The 19071-nt window shown below is 43.7% G+C and carries 15 protein-coding genes; 10 read left to right on the plus strand and 5 right to left on the minus strand.

Features of this window, described 5'->3' with window-relative positions:
• Positions 1 to 41: 41 nt before the first annotated feature.
• From malF to ACRRS1_RS09400, 3 genes are all read left to right on the plus strand, one after another.
• Positions 42 to 1673, plus strand: a complete 1632-nt coding sequence (gene malF / locus ACRRS1_RS09390; protein WP_432453433.1) for a maltose ABC transporter permease MalF — start codon at positions 42 to 44, stop codon at positions 1671 to 1673.
• Positions 1674 to 1685: 12 nt separating this feature from the next.
• The gene (gene malG, locus ACRRS1_RS09395; RefSeq protein WP_432453432.1) at positions 1686 to 2576 is read left to right on the plus strand and encodes a maltose ABC transporter permease MalG; all 891 of its coding nucleotides are present in this window, start codon (positions 1686 to 1688) and stop codon (positions 2574 to 2576) included.
• 89 nt (positions 2577 to 2665) lie between these two features.
• A complete protein-coding gene (locus ACRRS1_RS09400; RefSeq protein WP_432453431.1) occupies positions 2666 to 3802 on the plus strand; it encodes an ABC transporter ATP-binding protein in 1137 nt (378 codons plus the stop codon).
• Positions 3803 to 4033: 231 nt separating this feature from the next.
• Here ACRRS1_RS09400 and ACRRS1_RS09405 read toward each other — a convergent pair whose 3' ends face one another.
• Positions 4034 to 4729 (minus strand): PilZ domain-containing protein, encoded by a 696-nt coding sequence (locus tag ACRRS1_RS09405; protein WP_432453430.1) that lies wholly within the window; start codon positions 4727 to 4729, stop codon positions 4034 to 4036.
• 147 nt (positions 4730 to 4876) lie between these two features.
• On the opposite strand from ACRRS1_RS09405, the gene ACRRS1_RS09410 reads away from it, so the two are divergent.
• On the plus strand, positions 4877 to 5758 hold the full coding sequence (locus tag ACRRS1_RS09410) for a 6-carboxytetrahydropterin synthase (RefSeq protein WP_432453429.1): 882 nt from the start codon (positions 4877 to 4879) through the stop codon (positions 5756 to 5758).
• A gap of 46 nt (positions 5759 to 5804) precedes the next feature.
• Here the strand turns inward: ACRRS1_RS09410 and ACRRS1_RS09415 are convergent, their stop codons facing one another.
• A complete protein-coding gene (locus ACRRS1_RS09415; protein WP_432467921.1) occupies positions 5805 to 7841 on the minus strand; it encodes a methyl-accepting chemotaxis protein in 2037 nt (678 codons plus the stop codon).
• A gap of 639 nt (positions 7842 to 8480) precedes the next feature.
• On the opposite strand from ACRRS1_RS09415, the gene ACRRS1_RS09420 reads away from it, so the two are divergent.
• The 6 genes from ACRRS1_RS09420 (at position 8481) to ACRRS1_RS09445 (ending at position 14049) form a co-directional block, all read left to right on the plus strand.
• Positions 8481 to 9920 (plus strand): COG3014 family protein, encoded by a 1440-nt coding sequence (locus tag ACRRS1_RS09420; RefSeq protein ID WP_432467920.1) that lies wholly within the window; start codon positions 8481 to 8483, stop codon positions 9918 to 9920.
• A 14-nt stretch (positions 9921 to 9934) separates the two neighbouring features.
• On the plus strand, positions 9935 to 10327 hold the full coding sequence (locus ACRRS1_RS09425; protein ID WP_432453426.1) for a YcfL family protein: 393 nt from the start codon (positions 9935 to 9937) through the stop codon (positions 10325 to 10327).
• Positions 10328 to 10341: 14 nt separating this feature from the next.
• Positions 10342 to 10932, plus strand: a complete 591-nt coding sequence (lpoB, locus tag ACRRS1_RS09430; protein ID WP_432453425.1) for a penicillin-binding protein activator LpoB — start codon at positions 10342 to 10344, stop codon at positions 10930 to 10932.
• Between the two features lie 13 nt (positions 10933 to 10945).
• Entirely contained in the window at positions 10946 to 11977 is a 1032-nt protein-coding gene (gene nagZ / locus ACRRS1_RS09435; protein WP_432467919.1) for a beta-N-acetylhexosaminidase, read from the plus strand.
• Between the two features lie 44 nt (positions 11978 to 12021).
• The gene (ycfP, locus tag ACRRS1_RS09440) at positions 12022 to 12570 is read left to right on the plus strand and encodes an alpha/beta hydrolase YcfP (RefSeq protein ID WP_432453423.1); all 549 of its coding nucleotides are present in this window, start codon (positions 12022 to 12024) and stop codon (positions 12568 to 12570) included.
• 183 nt (positions 12571 to 12753) lie between these two features.
• Positions 12754 to 14049: an NAD(P)/FAD-dependent oxidoreductase gene (locus ACRRS1_RS09445; protein ID WP_432453422.1), complete on the plus strand. Its 1296-nt coding sequence runs from the start codon at positions 12754 to 12756 to the stop codon at positions 14047 to 14049.
• Positions 14050 to 14091: 42 nt separating this feature from the next.
• Here the strand turns inward: ACRRS1_RS09445 and ACRRS1_RS09450 are convergent, their stop codons facing one another.
• The 3 genes from ACRRS1_RS09450 to mfd are packed head-to-tail and all read right to left on the minus strand — an operon-like array spanning position 14092 to position 19071.
• Positions 14092 to 14475, minus strand: coding sequence for a DUF2919 family protein (locus ACRRS1_RS09450; RefSeq protein ID WP_432453421.1), 384 nt, complete (start codon positions 14473 to 14475; stop codon positions 14092 to 14094).
• Between the two features lie 8 nt (positions 14476 to 14483).
• Positions 14484 to 15632: a peptidoglycan binding protein CsiV gene (locus ACRRS1_RS09455; protein ID WP_432467918.1), complete on the minus strand. Its 1149-nt coding sequence runs from the start codon at positions 15630 to 15632 to the stop codon at positions 14484 to 14486.
• Positions 15616 to 19071: a transcription-repair coupling factor gene (gene mfd, locus ACRRS1_RS09460; protein WP_432459213.1), complete on the minus strand. Its 3456-nt coding sequence runs from the start codon at positions 19069 to 19071 to the stop codon at positions 15616 to 15618. The genes ACRRS1_RS09455 and mfd overlap by 17 nt, the downstream gene beginning before the upstream one ends.

Here is a 19071-nt window from a genome sequence, read left to right on the forward strand (position 1 = left end):
CCTCTTGTTAATTTCGGTCTAACTCAAAGGTTGTACATAAGATGGGTCATTCTGCGTCTCCAGGTTTTATGCAGGGCAAGTATGCTTGGCTAAAACTGCTACTGGTTTCAGCGATTGTGTTGCTCAACGGCTACGCAATTGTGCTGATGTATGCAGGTGGTGAGTATGCATTTGCATTGCTCACCCTTGTTGTTGTTTCTACTGGTGTGTATGTTTTTGTGAATAAAAAAATGTATGCACATCGCTATATTTTCCCCGGCATTGCCGGCATGGTTGTGTTTATTATTTTCCCTTTGGCCTATACCATTGGTATTGCGTTTACCAATTACAGCGGAACAAATTTGTTATCGTTGGAGCGGGTAGAACAATTACATACACAGAAAATATATATGGCGAAAGGTGGCTCGTTTGGCTTTCAATTGCATCGAGCTGAGGATGGGAAGTATATTCTTGCGCTGAAGCAAGATGAAGTGATGTTTATTACACGTCCCATTGACGCTATTTCTAATGCGGACATTAAGGCTAAAAAGCTTAGTTTGGAAACGTCACGACTTAAATTGAAAGTTGTTGATAGTTTGCCAAATTCTCCCGTAACCCCAATTAAGGACATTATTACTCATCGGCAGTTTTTAGGTAGTTTAATTCTTGTGACTCCGAATGGTGATGAGTTAGTGATGAATGGCTTGCGTAAATTTTCTGCGATGAAGCCTTTATACTCTCGTTTACAAGACGGCGTGGTACTGAAAGATAGTGGTGTTATTCTGCCTGGCCCTTCGATCTTACGGAATAACCAGACGGGTCAACTGATGTTACCGAATATGGAAACTGGTTATTTTCAGTATATTGATGGTGATGGTGAGTTCGTTGGTGAGCGTTTAGCCCCTGGTTTTACTGTGAAAGTGGGTTGGAAGAATTTTGATCGAGTGATGACCGATAAGGGGATTAAAGAACCTTTTATTGAGATCTTTATTTGGACGGTTATTTTTGCGGCTGCTTCCGTTGCCTTCACTCTGGCGATCGGTATGGTTCTCGCCTGCCTCATTCAATGGGAAGAGCTCAAAGGTCGAGCGATTTATCGCGTGGTGCTCATTCTGCCTTATGCTATCCCTGCATTTATCTCTATCTTGGTGTTTAAAGGTTTATTTAATCAAAACTTTGGGGAAATAAACGGCATTTTGGAATCTTTGTTTGGCATCAAGCCGGATTGGTTCACCGATCCCCTTATGGCCAAGTCGATGATTCTGATCGTGAATACCTGGCTAGGCTACCCATACATGATGATCTTATGTTTAGGGATGCTTAAGTCTATTCCTGAAGATCTTTATGAAGCCTCTGCAATGGATGGTGCAGGCCCTATCAGTAATTTTTTAAATATTACTGTGCCGCTGCTGATGAAACCATTGACGCCTTTGTTAGTCGCTTCATTTGCCTTTAACTTTAATAACTTCGTGTTGATTCAGTTACTCACCAATGGTGGGCCCGATATTATCGGCGCCTCAACCCCAGCGGGTACCACCGATTTACTTGTAAGTTATACCTACCGCATTGCCTTCCAAGGCGATGGTGGACAAGACTATGGACTTGCCAGTGCGATTGCCACCCTGATCTTCTTGGTGGTTGGCGCGTTAGCCTTAGTCAATTTGAAATTAACAAAAGCTGATAAAACGGCATAAGGAGGAGTTGTTATGGCAATGGTTCAAGCTAAGTCTTTGAAGTATAGAAAACTAGCAACTCACGTTAGCTTATGTTTATTTCTATGTTTAATAATTTTTCCATTATTGATGGTAATCACTATTTCTTTTCGTACTGGTAACTTTGCTGTTGGAGAGTTGATTCCGTCAAATCCCACGCTCGATCACTGGCGTTTGGCTTTAGGTATTTCGGTTTTGAATCCGGATGGTTCAACCACGCCACCACCATTTCCGGTACTGATTTGGTTATGGAACTCGATTAAAGTTGCGGGCATTTCAGCATTACTGATTGTAGCCCTATCGACGACCAGTGCTTATGCCTTTGCGCGGATGCGCTTTAAAGGCAAGGCAACCATTTTAAATGGGATGTTGATCTTTCAAATGTTCCCCTCGGTATTGGCCTTGGTCGCGATTTATGCCTTGTTCAATAAGATTGGTGAGTATGTCCCATGGTTAGGTTTAAATACTCACGGTGGTTTGATATTGGCTTATCTTGGGGGGATTGCACTACACGTCTGGACGATTAAAGGTTACTTCGAAACTATCGACCCGGCCTTAGAGGAATCTGCAGCAATTGATGGCGCAACACCTTGGCAGGCATTTAGGTTGGTCTTGTTGCCGCTGTCTGTGCCAATTTTAGCGGTCGTGTTTATCCTTGCATTTATTGGTGTGATTACCGAAGTGCCTATGGCTTCTGTATTGATGCAAGATGTCGATAAGCTCACCCTTGCTGTTGGTGCTCAGCAATACTTATACCCGCAAAACTACTTATGGGGTGATTTCGCCGCAGCGGCAGTATTGTCAGGTTTCCCTATTACCTTGGTATTCCTCATGGCGCAACGATGGTTGGTTGGAGGTTTAACTGCGGGTGGTGTGAAAGGTTAAATTATTTGGGCGTAGTTGCAGGTGTAACGACGCAATACAAAATCGATTGATGAATAAAGCAAAGCGCTTTATTCAGTTTGGAGCTGATAATGGCTGATGTAATTTTAAACAATGTACGTAAAAACTATGATCCGAGTATTCACCAAGACACTTTGCGTGATATTAACTTAGATATCAAAGATGGTGAGTTTGTGGTGTTTGTGGGTCCGTCAGGTTGTGGCAAATCAACTTTATTACGAATGATTGCCGGACTTGAAGATATCACTAGCGGCGAGTTAAAGATTGGCGGCAACTACATGAACGACGTACCGCCAGTAGAACGTAATGTTGGTATGGTGTTCCAGTCTTATGCTTTATACCCACATATGGATTTACGTGAGAATATGTCTTTCGGTCTGAAATTGAAGAAAGTCGATAAGGCGATTATTGAAAAACGTGTCTCTAATGCCTCAGATATCTTGGGTTTAGACCCTTTACTTGACCGTAAACCTAAAGAATTAAGTGGTGGTCAACGCCAACGTGTTGCCATTGGTCGTTGTATTGTCCAACAGCCAGGAGTGTTCCTATTTGATGAGCCTTTGTCAAACTTAGATGCAGCGCTTCGAGTGAAAATGCGCATCGAGATAGCGAAGTTACACAAAGAACTTCAATCTACCATTATTTACGTGACTCATGATCAAGTGGAAGCGATGACGTTAGCGGATAAGATTGTGGTCCTTAGCCCTCTAGAGCCAAATGCCTCCAGTAATTTGGAGCAATATGGTTCGCCATTAGAGCTATATCATAATCCGACCAATAAATTTGTTGCTGGCTTTATTGGTTCACCTAAAATGAATTTTATCGAAGGCAAGCTGATTGAAGTCGGTGAGCAAGAAAGCAAAATAAAATTGGTGACAGGTGACATCATTAGTGCTGCAATTGACACCACCCGAGCTAAAATGGGCGATACGGTTGAGTTAGGTTGTCGTCCCGAGCACTTGGTAGAAGATACCCATGCTCATGCAGAGAACTTCATTACAGGTACGGTTGTAGTTGCCGAGCATTTAGGTTCCGAGTCTTACGTTTATATGGACGTGAAAGGCTTTGATTTCACCTTTAAAGCACGTAGCGAATTTCCATCTAACAATGGTGATGATCTTCGTGTTGGCTTGCCAACTAAAGCATGTTACTTGTTTGATAGTAAAGGCAATGCGTTCCCACGTACTGCTAAGTACAACAAAGACTAGAAGTTGACCAGTAATAGCAAAGCGGCCCTTCGGTCGCTTTTTTTATAAGCGTTTAATTATAGCCAATCTAACTCATTATCTGTTGATTCTTGCGGGCCTAAATCATCGCTAACTGGCTTACGTATTTTGTAATTAAAGCCACGAGTTACTGCACTTCATGCCTCGTTATCGGCAGGTTTATTCTGCGCAACAAGTTGAGCATATCATTAATCAGATTGCTATTATTTGGCTTTATGGGTTGGTTTTATTCTCACGTTGCATCATTTCCAGTAATGCCATTTGAACAAAATTTTTCTTTTCGGCGTTCTTGGCGTTAAAGGTTAAGCCGTAGTGCAGACGTTCCGGTGTTCTTTGCTCTAAGTGCTGATTACAAATACTCGCATCAATACTGATGCTTGGATTATTATCGAGGTTTAGTTGTAATTTAAAAGGCAATGAACTCAAAGGTAATGGGATTGGCTCACAAACAAAACCGCCTCCATTAAGTGATAAATCTTTTAAGACCCCATGAAACGACGTCTGTGCTTGGTGCTGACAAAGTAGTGTGCTAGCTAAGGCAATGGGCATGCGGCTATGCTGACGCAAACTTATTTTTTGGATCCGACGAGGGTAATCCACCACCAACCATCGGCCAACACTACTCATCAGTTTTGATATATTGCCTCGATAAGCAAAAATGGTCGCGTTAGGATCGCCTTGATTAACTAGGCGAATCACAATCGACTGACCTTCTCGAATTTTCTCTTTAGCGGCTTCCCACTGTTGATCTATTCCCCTCGAAAGGATCAAACACATACCAGGTTCAATTCCGATTAAACGACTACGTAAACGCAAGGGTTTTGTGGCCGTCGGAATTTGTAAATGGACCTCGGTTTGACAGGGCAGGGCATTGAATTCAGCTAATAAATCTGGGGAAATCGGTTCCACGGCTGGTTCTGTATCTTTTGATAATCTTATAACAATATCATATAAATCGTGTTTGTGTTTTAGTGCTGATGAGAAATGTGTAACAAACGGACTATTAGGGCAGCTTACGGTTATAATTAGCGACCTTGGTTAATATGGAAAGTTCTGATGAAATTGTTTGTAAAAGATTTGACCGTAATCGACTCCACCTACCTGTGCCCAGACCGTGGTTTAGTGGGAGAAAGTTGGTTAGTAGACATAGAATTAGCTGGCGCTTTGAATGATATGGATATGTTGTTAGATTTTGGCCAAGTGAAGAAACTAATCAAGCAACTCATTGATCAGGAAGTCGATCATAAGTTGTTAGTGCCTCAGCGGTCACCTTTATGCAAAACCGAAACCCTTAATGGTTATACTCATATTGATTTTGCGCGGCCAAATGGTGGAAGCATCCAGCTGCGTTGTCCTACTCAAGCGTTTGCGTTTATTGACACTCTAGAAGTGACCAACGATGCTTTGACTACTTATGTACAGCGGATCATTTTACAAAAGCTACCTTCGAATATTCAAGATTTAAAAGTTAAATTACGCCATGAAGCGATCGATGGACCTTATTATCATTATTCTCATGGCTTAAAAAAGCATGACGGTAATTGTCAACGGATCGCTCATGGGCACCGTTCGACTCTCGAAATTATGGTTGACGGTGAGCAAGATTTGGACTTAGCAACAAGTTGGGCGATGAAGTGGCGAAATATATATTTGGCGAGCAAAGCTGACCAAATTGAGCCAAGCAATATAAGCTTTTATCAGGCTCAAAATTGGCAAAAGCACTATGCTTTTGCATATCAATCTCCACAGGGTTTTTTTGAGTTGGTATTACCCCAACATGAGACTGATATTCTTCCCTGCGAGACAACTGTTGAGAACTTGGCCGCTTATATTGCAAGTACTTTGTCTGCCGCGATGCCAGAACACTCAATTGAAGTAATTGCTTATGAAGGAGTTGGGAAAGGCGCTATTTCAGAGGTTCATGGTTCGTCATGGTAAATAAAAAGCGCCTGTTGATAGGCGCTTTGAGTGTCATTGAGCGGCGTTATAAAGTAAATCGTTTGACTAACGCATCTTGCTCTTGAGCTAATCCACCTAGTTCTTCACTGGTGCTCGCCACGATTTCAATACTTTCATAGTTTTCGTCACTAATGTCTGAAATTCTATTGAGGTTCGCAGAAATTTCAGCTCCGGTGGCTTGTTGTTGTTCGGCGGCGGCGGCGATCTGACTACTCATATCTGAAATTTGAGTAATAATCCCTTGGATCTCTTCCATTGCTCCATTTGCATCAGAAGTTTGATCAATACTGGCTTGCATTTCTGAAGAACATTCAGACATGACTGTGACTGCGCGTTGTGCACTTTTTTGTAAGTTCTCAATCATGGTTTGAATCTCGGTGGTTGAATTCGTCGTTTTTTGGGCCAGAACTCTAACCTCATCGGCGACGACAGCGAAACCGCGCCCTTGTTCCCCAGCTCTTGCTGCTTCGATAGCTGCATTTAACGCTAGCAAGTTGGTTTGATCGGCGATACCTCGGATCACATCTAAGATTGAACCAATATTGTTGCTCATTGCATCTACCTCACCAATTACCGCGCTACTATCGTCGAGTCGCTCTGATAACTGATGGGTGGTGGTTATATTGTTACTCATTACAGAGCGCCCTGAATTGGCCGCGGCCTCTACTTCCATCACTTTTTCAAGGGTCATATTGGCACTCTGGGCAACTTCACGAACCGATTGTTCCATTTCAGTCATTGCGGCTGCGACCGACGCAGTTTCTTGCCGTTGATTGTTGAGTTCGGTGGTCGCGGTATGCAACGTCACTGAGTTTCCTTGGGATACATTGGATAAGCTTTCGGCAGCTTCGCTAATATCGTGCAGTACTGATCGCATCTGTTTCATCATGCTATTCGCTGAATCCGCAAGTTGACCAAATTCGTTACTACTTTGATAATCGACGGTTTCAGTCATATTACCTGCAGCCGCAGATTTCAAGGTTTTAAGTAGTAGTTGCAAGGGTACTTTAATCGCACTTGCTACATTCCAGGCAACCAAGAAGGCTAAAGGGATAACGATTGCCATTGCGATATATAATCGTAGCCGACTGGTCGCTAGCATTGTATTCGCATTGGCCGACGCTTCGTCAACCAATTTATTGGCGATTTGATTAATGTTGGTGAGTTGTTCGATGGCTTCGGTAATCAGCAACGCTGTTTCGTCGGTTCGGCGTGAAATTGCCTCTTTGTCTTGTGAGACTTTTAAGTGCTGGGCTAATACACCATCCTTTGCAGTGGTATCTTTAATAAATTGATCGATTTGATGGCCCATGTCGTTGCGCAAGTCTGGGATTTCATCCTCAAGATCGGCATTGGCTGAGTTGAAGTTTTTAAGCAACTTTTGATTACGTTGCAAAATCACTGCAATTTTTTCTGATTCGCTGGTATTGAGTCCATCGAGGGTATTCAATTCGATCACTACCATCGCATTGAGAAAGCTTTCAGAGGCCCAGCGAATATAATCGTCATCTAATTCAACGACTTTATCTGACAAATTTTTCTTCAATTGAGGCAGCATGACTGATAGCTGATTGGTACTGCGTTTTACTGTTTGTAAATCAGCTAGATATTTAATGTTATCTGCCATGACCTGCTTGGCAACTTGAAAGTAACGTTCATCCAGATTGCTTAAGGAATCTAAATGAGAGCCTAATTCGCTATTCCCCTGAGCCATCTTGCGTAAGGTTGCGAGTGAAGAAACGAACTCTTGTTCGCTCTGTTCAAAGGCTTTGCTACTGACTTTAATCGCATCAGGTTTAGTCGATGTTAATGCATCTTTAAAAAACTTATCCGCGGTGAGTAAATCAACAGCAAAGTCGCTGCTCTGCAGTACCAGTGGTGTTGCTTCTTCGGTAACAACATTTAACTGTAGTTTGAATTGATTCCCCGTTTGTAGGGAAAGGACATTTGTTAGCACCATCATGAGTACTAAAAAACCGAAACCTATATTGACTCGGTGAACAATAGATATGTGTTTATAAAACTGGAGCGATACGCCTAAGCGAGTTGACTTTTTATTCATAATTCCTCGACAAATTTTTTGCTAGCTATTTATAGTTATTATGTTTTTTTATTTATTAAAATTATGCCTTTACTCGTGCTGATATACTAGGTATTAGATCACAACTCTACTCGGATAAACCCTTTGTTTATCAGCTTCGATATAGAAAGCTTCGATAATTGAGTGTTTGCTATCGTTAGGCGAAAAAATTGTCTGAATATTCACCGGTTAGATGTTTAGAGGTGGTAAATTGGCGCGAAGGTTAGGCGTGGACCGAAAAATGGTTTATAAATAGGCTTTGGACTGCTTATCAATTTGTCGTCTGTTAATTTATGCTAGCTTGATAAGCGAGTTATATGTAGATGTGTTTTACTACATATTGCGACAAACTTAAAATCCAAGTGATCTGGTTCCTCTGTATTAATTAGTCATTATTGCTTTTTGTTTCAATAGGATAGATGGGCGATTGCTCAGCTAGAGGCTTTCTCTCAGTAGTTTGTCTGTCTTCGTTCTTTGGAACATAAATGCATAGCGAAAGACGAACAGTTTAGGGTTTATTCTCGAGAATGCTTATATTGATTGAATCATAGACTTGTTGTTCCATCATGATTAATTCTATGTTGCGAGCATTTGTATTTGGGTATTTTGGGATAGTAAATAATGCATCAATTTTGGCGTGTCGATAGCAACATTGGGGACCGCCGTAGCCAGTTGCGGTGTACTTGGCCGAAAATTGCAATATTTGTTATTGCGGCGCTCGTTACTGGTTGTTCAACAGCAGTGTTCAGTGATCTTTTTACCACTTATTCTGAACAGTTAAGAGCGAGTCGTTATCAATTGACCGCAGGACAATTTGAACACGCGGCCGAGTTACTGGCAGAGGGAAAGGTAACGGACAATAGCTATTATTTAAAGCAGTTGGAACTTGGTCGAATGTTGTTTTTAGCGGGAGACTTTGAGGCGAGTCAGCAACACTTTAGTCGCGTCGATCAACAGTTAAAATGGTTATCGAGTCAAGCCGAATATCGCCTTTCGACAGGCTTACAACAGTTTTCTACCTTAGCGACCAACGATAATTTTATTCGCTACCATATTCCAGTGTATGAACAAGTCATGTTGCACCATTACCAAGCGATCAATTACTTGCATAGCGGTGGTTTGGAGTCCGCATTGGTTGAAATTCGCCGCGCAGGACAACTACAACAGTTGGCGATGGAAGAACAGCCAGTGAGCTTAGAGACGCAATTGCAAGACTATCAACAGCAATACGATGAACTGTTGAAGCAATATCCCAGTCCCGATACAAAGCTTCCAAATGCTTATCAGAACGGCCTTAGTTATGCTTTGTCTGCAGTTTTGTATTTGGCGGCGGGTCAAGATAATGATGCCTATATTGATTATCGTAAAGCCTTAGCTTTAGCGCCTAATAATCATTATTTGCAGGCTGAAGTTGCTCGATTGGGGCAAAAACTGGCGATGAGTGATTATCAGCAATATACCCCATTGAAAGCTCAGCCGCTGACTGAAGATCAAGGCTTACTCGTTGTTTTACATGAACAATCTATAGTGGCTGCAAGGCAAGAAGTACGCTTTACTTTACCTCTCTATCACCAGCAGCGTTGGCAAACTTATACCTTGGCACTTCCGGTTATTTCTACCAAACCTCAACTGGCGATCCCGTTAGCTTTGTCTTTGGAAGGACACGATTTTGCAACGCAACAATTAGTTCAAATCGATGCTTTAGCTGCCAAGCAACTACAACAAGATTTACCTGCAGTATTGGTGCGGCAAATTTTACGAGTGCTGGCTAAAGACCAGCTGCGTCGAGAAGTGAACCAAGGCGACGCAAAGAAAGGGGAGAATTGGGCGAATGTTTTCGCAAATGTATACAATATAGTGTCTGAGCGAGCGGATACTCGAAGTTGGCAAAGCTTACCAGCATTGGCGCAAATAGCGATTAAACCGTTTGCTGTGGGAAAACATAAATTGACGATGTCTGGTCTGGGTGAATCAGAAGTTTCGGTTAACATAAGGCCAGGTCGAGTGACCTTGGTGTTGACCAACGATCTTGGTTCTACAGTTCAGTTATTTAACTTATAAAAGAGGAGTTGGTTATGAAATATATACTGATAATGCTGTCGTTATTGCTGGTGGCTTGTACTGCCGATACATCTGGTATGATAGCCAATTCACAAAAGCCAGAGGGGAAACAATGGCTGATTGTTGATAACTTAAATTTAGGACGAAAGTTAACCATCACAGAGGCGAGGAGTACTCAAAGTGCCGATCGACTACTGGGTATCGCAACGCTTCAATCTTTATTTAAAGGCGACTTGAGTTTGCAATATCGATTCAACTGGTATGATAGCGATAATATTCAAATCAATGATGCGAGATCCGCATGGACACCGCTCACTCTACATGGTCGTGAACAGGTTCAGATTCAGTCGGTCGCGTTAGTTGCTAATGCCCACCATTTCAAAGTTTATGTTAGAGAAGTTCAATAACAGAGAGATAAGTTATGAAAACATATGTTTTAGCCGTTTCGATGGCAGCCCTTATGCTAAGTGGTTGTTCTAGCCAGGTAAGTTATGGTGATCCGCAAGCCGTAGAAACGGTGGATGTGGCCTTTGGCTCTACGGATTTACAGACAATTGCAGGTCAAATGACAGACTCAATGGTTGCGTCGCCCTTATTAACGGAACTAACTCGTAACAAACGGCCAATCGTATTTGTTGATAAAATAAAAAATAAAACGAGTGAGCATATCGATACTGAATCTGTTAGCGATACTATCAGTACCCGCTTGTTACAGTCAGGTAAGTTTCGATTTGTAGATATGACCACGGTGAACCAAGTGCGTGAACAGTTGAACTTTCAAAATGACGGTGGTTTAGTTGATCCCGCTAAAGCAATTGCGTTCGGTCAACAAGTCGGGGCAGAGTATATGCTGTATGGCAACTTAGCGAGTATTGTTAAAACCAACAAAAAGACCAAAGATGTTTATTATAAGATGACGATGCGTTTACTTGATCTTAAAACTGGTTTAGTAGAATGGGCCGATGAAACCGAGATCCGTAAGGCTGAAACTAAATCTACCTTTGGCTGGTAGGAGTATCGAGCCGATGGGACCGCTGTTTTTAGATTTATTGGGCGCCGAGCTGAGTGCTGAAGAGCGAGATATGTTACAGCATCCCCTTGTGGGAGGTGTCATTTTATTTAGTCGTAATTATCAGGAGCGTGCCCAGTTAATTGAACTGGTTCGCTCAATAAGAGCTGCGAGTAAACAGTATTTATTGATTGCTGTGGATCAAGAAGGAGGACGTGTACAACGTTTTCGGCATCAGTTTTCTTGCATACCTGCGATGGGGGATATTGATGCATGGGCAAGGCAACTGAGGATGGCTAGTGTCGATCTGGCTGAACAGTTGGGTTGGTTAATGGCCGTTGAGCTCAGAGCTTGCGATATTGATATTAGTTTCGCTCCGGTGCTGGATATCAACGGTTGTAGTGATGTGATTGGTACTCGTGCTTTTAGTTCTAACCCTGAACAGATCGTTAGTGATGCGGGTGGTTTTATCTCTGGAATGCATCACGCAGGGATGAAGGCAACTGGCAAGCACTTTCCCGGACATGGGAATGTTAAAGCAGACACTCATCACTTTGAAGCCACTGACTCGCGCTCATTTGATGAGATTAAACGTTATGATTTAAGTGTATTTAGGCGTTTAATTAGTCAAAATAAATTGGACGCAGTGATGCCCGCACACGTAATTTATAGTGATGTTGACGATAAACCCGCAGGATTTTCTAAGCGGTGGTTACAACAAGTATTGCGTAAAGATTTAGGTTTCAAGGGGGTTATATTTAGTGATGATTTGTCGATGCAGGGCGCAGCCCTTGCTGGTGATCATGTGCAACGAGCCGAGCAAGCCTTGACCGCGGGCTGTGATTACCTTTTGGCCTGCAACGATCGAGATGCCAGTATTCGCTTATTAGATGGCTTACCACATACTCAGGTTGCACACCCCGATGCCTTGCGAGCAAAAGCTTATCCTATGACTTGGTCGGAGCTCACAGCATTGACTCAATATCGACAAATCGCTGCGCGCGCCCTAGAAATTCAGCAAATTAGTAGTGAACTGAGTGAGAACTAAATACACTTAGTATTCATGCGGGAATATAAACAAGGAATCGCATCATGATTATTTATTTACACGGCTTTGATTCTACAAGTCCGGGTAACCATGAAAAAGTACTACAGCTTCAGTTTGTCGATAGCGATGTGCGTCAAATCAGTTACAGTACCATTCATCCTCGACACGATATGAGTCACTTACTCAAAGAAGTCCACAAACAGTTAATGTTGAGTGCTGAAGAGGAAGTGGTGATTTGTGGTGTTGGTTTAGGCGGGTATTGGAGTGAGCGGATTGGTTATCTATGTGGAATTCCCTCCGTTTTGTTTAACCCGAATTTGCACCCAGAGCGGAACATGCAGGGCAAAATAGAGCGGCCCGAGGAGTATTTAGATATTGCGACTAAATGTGTTGCAGAGTTTAGAGACAAAAATCGTGGTAATTGTACGGTTGTGTTGTCTGAAAATGATGGTGTGTTAGATAGCCAACTTTCAGCTGAAGAGTTACAAGATTATTATCCGATTATTTGGGATAGCCAGCAAGCACATAAATTTCAAGATATTAGTCGTCATTTACAATTAATTAAGTCATTGCGGAGTCTACCTCGTCTATGAAATGATTGAGATCAGCGAATAGAGGCATTTCCCCCTCGTTTTTATAAGCCTTTTTTTTGTGATCCTACTCTCATTACGTATAATATGACGCAGCAGAGCGATTATTCAAAGGCGTAGTACATAATGATAAAGCCTTTTAAAAAGCGCTAAACACTTCAAGTTGTGAGAAGGAAATAAGCAAGAATGACTAAAATTGTTGTTGTAGGTGGTGGCGCAGGTGGCTTAGAACTCGCGACGAGTTTGGGTCACAAACTTGGCAAACGAGGTAAAGCCAAGATAGTTCTCATTGATAAAAATAGAACGCATTTGTGGAAACCATTACTACATGAAGTCGCGACGGGGTCGCTAGATGCCGGAATCGATGCCTTAAGCTATCGTTCTCATGCGGCCAATCACGGTTTTGAGTTTCAATTAGGTGAAGTTGCTGATATTGATCGCGAAGAGCAGTTGGTGACGCTAAAAGCCATGGTCGAAGAGGAGCAGGAAGTATTACCAGCTCGGCAGATCGACTATGACTATTTAGTGATGGCAATCGGTTCCGTGTCCAATGACTTTAATACGAAGGGTGTCAAAGAGCATTGCATTTTCTTAGATAATCCGAGTCGCGCCAATTTATTCCACTCTCGAATGTTAAATCGATTCTTGCAGTATTCTCAAGGCGATGAATCACAACAGGGAGAAAAGGTCAGAATTTCCATTGTTGGGGCTGGTGCCACAGGTGTTGAGTTATCGGCGGAGTTATACAACGCGCTTGATCAACTGCGGGCTTATGGTGTACCAAATCTTAGCAGTTCAAGTTTGGCGGTTACGCTGGTTGAAGCGGGTGATAAAATTTTGCCAGCATTACCGGTTAGAATTTCTTCGTCAGCGCATTCAGAATTGCAAAAAATGGGCGTTGATGTTCGCACCAGCACCATGATTACCGAAGCCACTGCGGAAGGGTTAACGACAAAAGATGGCGAGTTAATTAAAGCCGATTTGATGGTGTGGGCGGCTGGCATTAAGTGCCCTGAATTTATGAAAGAAATCGGTGGGCTAGAAACCAACCGGATTAATCAGTTAGTGGTTAGGCCTACGCTACAAAGTTCACGTGACAGTAATGTTTATGCGATAGGTGATTGTGCCAGTTGTGCCTTGGGTGAGAAAGGCTTTGTTCCTCCGAGGGCTCAATCTGCACATCAGATGGCTTCCTTAGTTTACAAAAACATCCTACGTCAGCTTGAAGAAAAACCGTTACTTGAATTTGAGTACAAAGATCATGGTTCGTTGGTGTCTTTAAGTCGTTATTCTACCGTTGGGTCACTGATGGGTAACTTGATGCAAGGCTCTATGATGATTGAAGGGCGGATTGCTAGAATGGTCTATATCTCTTTATACCGGATGCACCAAATTGCTTTACATGGTTATTTTAAAACAGGATTAATGATGCTCGTTGGGCGAATTAATCAGGTATTAAGACCGAAGTTAAAGCTCCACTAAATACAGGCTTTAAGATTCTATTAGAAAGGCAATAACTACTGGTTATTGCCTTTCTAATCCGGCTTTTACTACGATAAAAGCGAACATCAAACTCAACCACAGTGTGAGCGCACTCAGCGCTTCAAATCGCCAATGATGTAAATTCATTAAATAGGCCTGGCTGAGAATATCGGCCAGCAATAACACGAATACCCCCCATAACTGAAACGTTAAAGAGACCGTCTGCCACAGCTTGGGCAAGAGAAGACGAGATAGCGGAAGTGCGCCTAAAGCTAAGCCGACATAAAACCAATGATGGTCGGGATATAGTAAGCTGAGCAGCTTTTCTCCCATTTGACGAGAGCTAGCCGCGATTGCTAGCAATAGCCAGGTGCGACTTAATAAGGCGCAGCTGAATAGCACACTTGGTTGGTTCGCAACGACCACTGCAGCGCTTACGAAGCCGTTTGGCTCGCGGGAGCCGTGAATACTGCTTCAGTAGTGGCTGACTCGGCTGAGTTGCCCTCGAGTGATTTCTGTTCTGGTGCAATAATCTCTGCCATGTCGTTGTCCTGACCATCCGCTATGGATGTTGGTGAAAGTGCACTTTGATTTTCTGGACTACGACGAATTTGGATCAGCATGCCCATTAGTGGATGGTCGAAATAATGTATTTCTCCGGAACGGACACGACGTTTTTGATCAAACTTAAAGCTATGTAGCTCCTCTTCTGTTTGATAATTCGCAATTAAACTGCCATCTTCAACTCCCTTTTGTTCTCCACTTAATATCACCACTTGCTGCGGTTCATTATTTGGCAGGGGATTGGGGGGGGTGAGCTGTGTTTGGCGATCAGAGGGAAGAACCTCTCTTTCAACTTCAACAGGACGTTTTAGGATCAGTTGACTCTCGATATACAAGTAGTGTTGCAAGTAAATTCTAATCCCACCGTTTAGCTCCCAAATTTCGGCCGGTACCTGAGCAACGGCGTCGCTGCTAGTTTCACCATTTAGCGGCGTTGCTTGCTCAAACAAGCTGGTTTCACCAAGCTTATTCTGCTCATTGCTCTTGGCGTTAACGATTGCGTCATTATGAGCTGCAAAGTTAATCAGGTGGCCATCGGCTTGAAAGCGTTGCGAAAAGTCTTGGCCTGCTTGCAACTGATAAAATTTGGCTCGATGACGGGGTGCAACGACTTCCCGCCAAGCTAGATGTATGAGCGGTGTAAAGGCTGCGTGCTGATTTAATTTGGCAAATTGTTCACCTAACTCTAGTTGGTCGGCATTCAGCATCTGTCGATGGGTCGCACCAGTGATAGGCCAACCGCGTCCGTCAATGGTTACAGGTAACTGTTCAAATCGAGGCCGAATGCAGGGCTCGGTGTTACAAGCAAACAACGGTGCGAGCAACGGTTCACTGGTATTTACGCTGAACGTTTGTGGTTGCGGCCAATATTCTTGACTGCTTTCGACACTAACATTACGTTTAAAAACGATGACTTCAATGTCAAACCAACGCGGTCCATCTGCCATGCTAGGCGCGCTGGTCGTAACGATTGCGGCCAAGCCAAGAAGCTGTATAGCCTGTTTAAGAGTTGCTCGCATTGGCGTTAAATTGCTCCAATATAGATTCTATGAGGGTGAGGCGCTGTTCGGGACCGTCGCTTGGAACCGCAAATTTTAGCTTGTTGGCGCCTTCCATTCGATAAATAGCTGGCTGAGATTGTAGCAGGCTTACCAGAAAAGCGGCATTAACTTTTGTTGATTCGGCAAACTCGATAACGCCGCCTTTCGGTCCGGCCTCTAAGCGCTTAATACCGAGGTGGTCGGCTTCAATTTTAAGCCTTTGCACGTTGAACAAGTTTTGAGCAGGTTCCGGTAATAAGCCAAAACGGTCAATCAGCTCGACTTGTAATTCGCGCATTTCTGCAGAATTCCCGCAATTAGCAATGCGTTTGTACATAGTGAGTCGAGTTGTGACATCAAAAATATAATCGTCAGGCAGTAGTGCTGGTAAGCGTAATTCAATCTCACATTGTTCGCTTTGACTGAGATCCCAATTGAGATCTTGACCATTTTTGAGGGCTGTTACCGCTCGGTCTAACATTTCCATATATAGGGTAAAGCCAACGGCTTCTATTTGTCCACTTTGGTCATCTCCTAAGAGTTCACCAGCTCCGCGAATTTCCAGGTCGTGGGTAGCTAAGGTAAAGCCTGCGCCTAAGTCCTCTAGTTGAGCGATCGCCTCTAAACGTTTACGTGCGTCTTTACTCAATAGTTTTGGTGGTGGAGTGAGTAAATAGGCATAGGCTTGGTGATGAGAACGGCCAACTCGACCGCGTAATTGGTGTAACTGAGCCAAGCCAAAATTATCAGCACGATTGATAATAATGGTATTAGCACTGGCGATATCAATCCCAGTCTCGATAATGGTAGTACAAACCAGAACGTTAAAACGTTGATGGTGAAAGTCTCCCATAATGCGCTCTAGCTCACGTTCGCGCATTTGTCCGTGGGCCACAGTAATACGTGCCTGTGGCAGCGATTCAGAGAGTTCTTGGGCGACTCGCTCAATGGTTTCAACCTTATTGTGTAGAAAGTAAACCTGCCCCCCGCGCATTATTTCGCGACTAATCGCTTCCTTAATTAGTGCATTATCATATTGGCGCACAAAGGTTTTTACCGCTAAGCGTTTTGCCGGAGGGGTCGCAATGATCGATAGATCACGCATGCCACTCATTGCCATATTCAGGGTTCTAGGTATTGGTGTTGCGGTGAGTGTGAGAATATCAACATTCGCCCGCATCGCTTTTATTTGCTCTTTTTGACGCACTCCAAAGCGGTGTTCTTCATCAATAACCAGCAGCCCTAAATCAGAAAATTTCACATCCTTGCTTAATAACTTATGGGTTCCGATTACGATATCGACACGACCATCAGCCAGTTTTGTGAGTACTTGATTTTGTTCTTTGGTGGTGTTGAAGCGTGATAAAGAAGCGACTTCAATCGGCCAATTGGCAAAGCGGTCACTAAAGTTGTCAAAGTGTTGCTGGGCAAGCAGGGTGGTCGGGACGAGCACGGCCACCTGTTTTCCGCTGTTCACGGCGACAAATGCGGCACGCATCGCCACCTCTGTCTTACCAAAACCAACATCGCCACAAACCAGCCGGTCCATTGCGTTTGGCGTCTGCATGTCTTGTAACATCGCAGTAATAGCTTGCTGTTGGTCGTCGGTTTCTTCAAAGGGGAAATCGGCGCTAAATTGTTGATAGGCCGCTTCGTCAAGTTGATATCCATACCCAGGTTTAGCGGCGCGTTTGGCATATACTTCTAGCAGCTCTGCGGCGACATCACGGATTTTCTCGGCCGCTTTTTGCTTGGCTTTTTGCCATTGTTCATTGCCTAGCTTGTGCAGTGGCGCCGTTTCGTCGTTGGCTCCAGAGTAACGGCTAATTAAATGGAGTGCATTTACAGGTACATATAATTTTGCCTGATTGGCATATTCAAGGCTTAAAAATTCAGTTTTTATGCCGCCGTTTTCAAAGCTGGTTAAGCCCAGATAACGGCCCACGCCGTGTTCTAGGTGCACCACTGGTTGACCAATCGATAGTTCTGCTAAATTGCGGATCAGAACATCGGGATTGAGCGTTTTACTTGAGGCCTTGCGCTGTTTAGCGCGAACTTTGTCACCGAGTAAGTCGGTTTCAGTAATCAACTGCAAAGTTGGTGTGTTTAGTTCAAAGCCTTTTTCGATAGGCGCGACCACAATCGCCAGACTATCGTTACTCGCAACAAAGTTAAAAATGCTTTGATGATTTTTAAGCTTTAACTTGAGGGGGCGAAGTAAATTCTTGAGTGCTTCTCTGCGTCCCTCGGTTTCGGCAATAAAGCAGGTTTTAGGATGCGGGTGATGCTCTAGGTAATGGCTTAGGGCCTGCAATGGTAAATTGAGTCGATGATTGACGCTGAGGTCTGGTAATGCATGAGCGGCTAAATTGAGCCGTCCTTGGGCATTTTTGGCCGGTCCGCTACGCAGCTTAATGCCAGCAAAACTTTTTAATTCCTTAAAACACTGATCAACATTTAAATAGAGTTCATCTGGCGGCAAAATGGGCCGAGAGCGGTCATGGCGACGGTTTTGATAGCGTTCTTCGAGATCTTGCCAAAACTGTTTTCCAGCATGCTCTAAGTCGCCAATTTTTAAGATGATGGTATTGGCCGATAGTTGGTCACTCAGGCTTTCTGTATGTGAGTGAAATAGCGGCAGGTAGTATTCGATACCCGCTGGCATGATCCCTTTTGATACCTGCTGGTAGATTGATTCCGCCTCTCGGCTTGGCTCGAATCGATCACGCCATTGTTGGCGAAAGGTTTCGATGCCGGCTTGATCAGTGGGGAACTCATGAGCTGGCAGCAAGGTAATTTGTTGCTGCGTTTGCTCACTGCGTTGGGTGTCGGGATCAAACTGACGAATGGTGTCTAGCTCATCATCGAAAAAGTCTAAACGAAATGGTTGGCGACTGCCCATGGGGTAAAGATCGAGTAAGCTTCCGCGTAGCGCAAATTCGCCATGTTCCATGACTTGGTCGACATGTTGATAACCCGCGCTAACCAAGCGTTCTTTAAAAGCCGTGATGTTGAGCTGCTGGCCAACCTTAAGTTGCAAACTATGTTTGGCTAAAAATTCGGCCGGAGCACAGCGCTGTAACCAGGTTGCAATCGGTGCGATGACGACACTGTTCTTGTCCTGACTAAGCTGATTAAGACTGAGGATCCGCTGGGAAATGATATCTTGGTGTGGTGAGAAGGTATCGTAAGGAAGCGTTTCCCAATCTGGAAGTAAGTGCACTGCGCGTTGCGGTTGTAAGCCATTCACTTCTCGTTCTATTTGCAGCGCGCTGCGGGTATCTTCCGTTAAAATAACTAAGGGCGCATCTAAGGTGGTTACATATTGATGGACCACCAAGGCCAACGCACTGCCCGGTAAATTAGTGACTTGTTTATTGTCGCCCGCATGCTCAGGGCAAGGTAGATTTAATAACAC

The sequence above is a fragment of the Agarivorans sp. Z349TD_8 genome (assembly GCF_050870825.2).
GTDB lineage: Bacteria > Pseudomonadota > Gammaproteobacteria > Enterobacterales > Celerinatantimonadaceae > Agarivorans.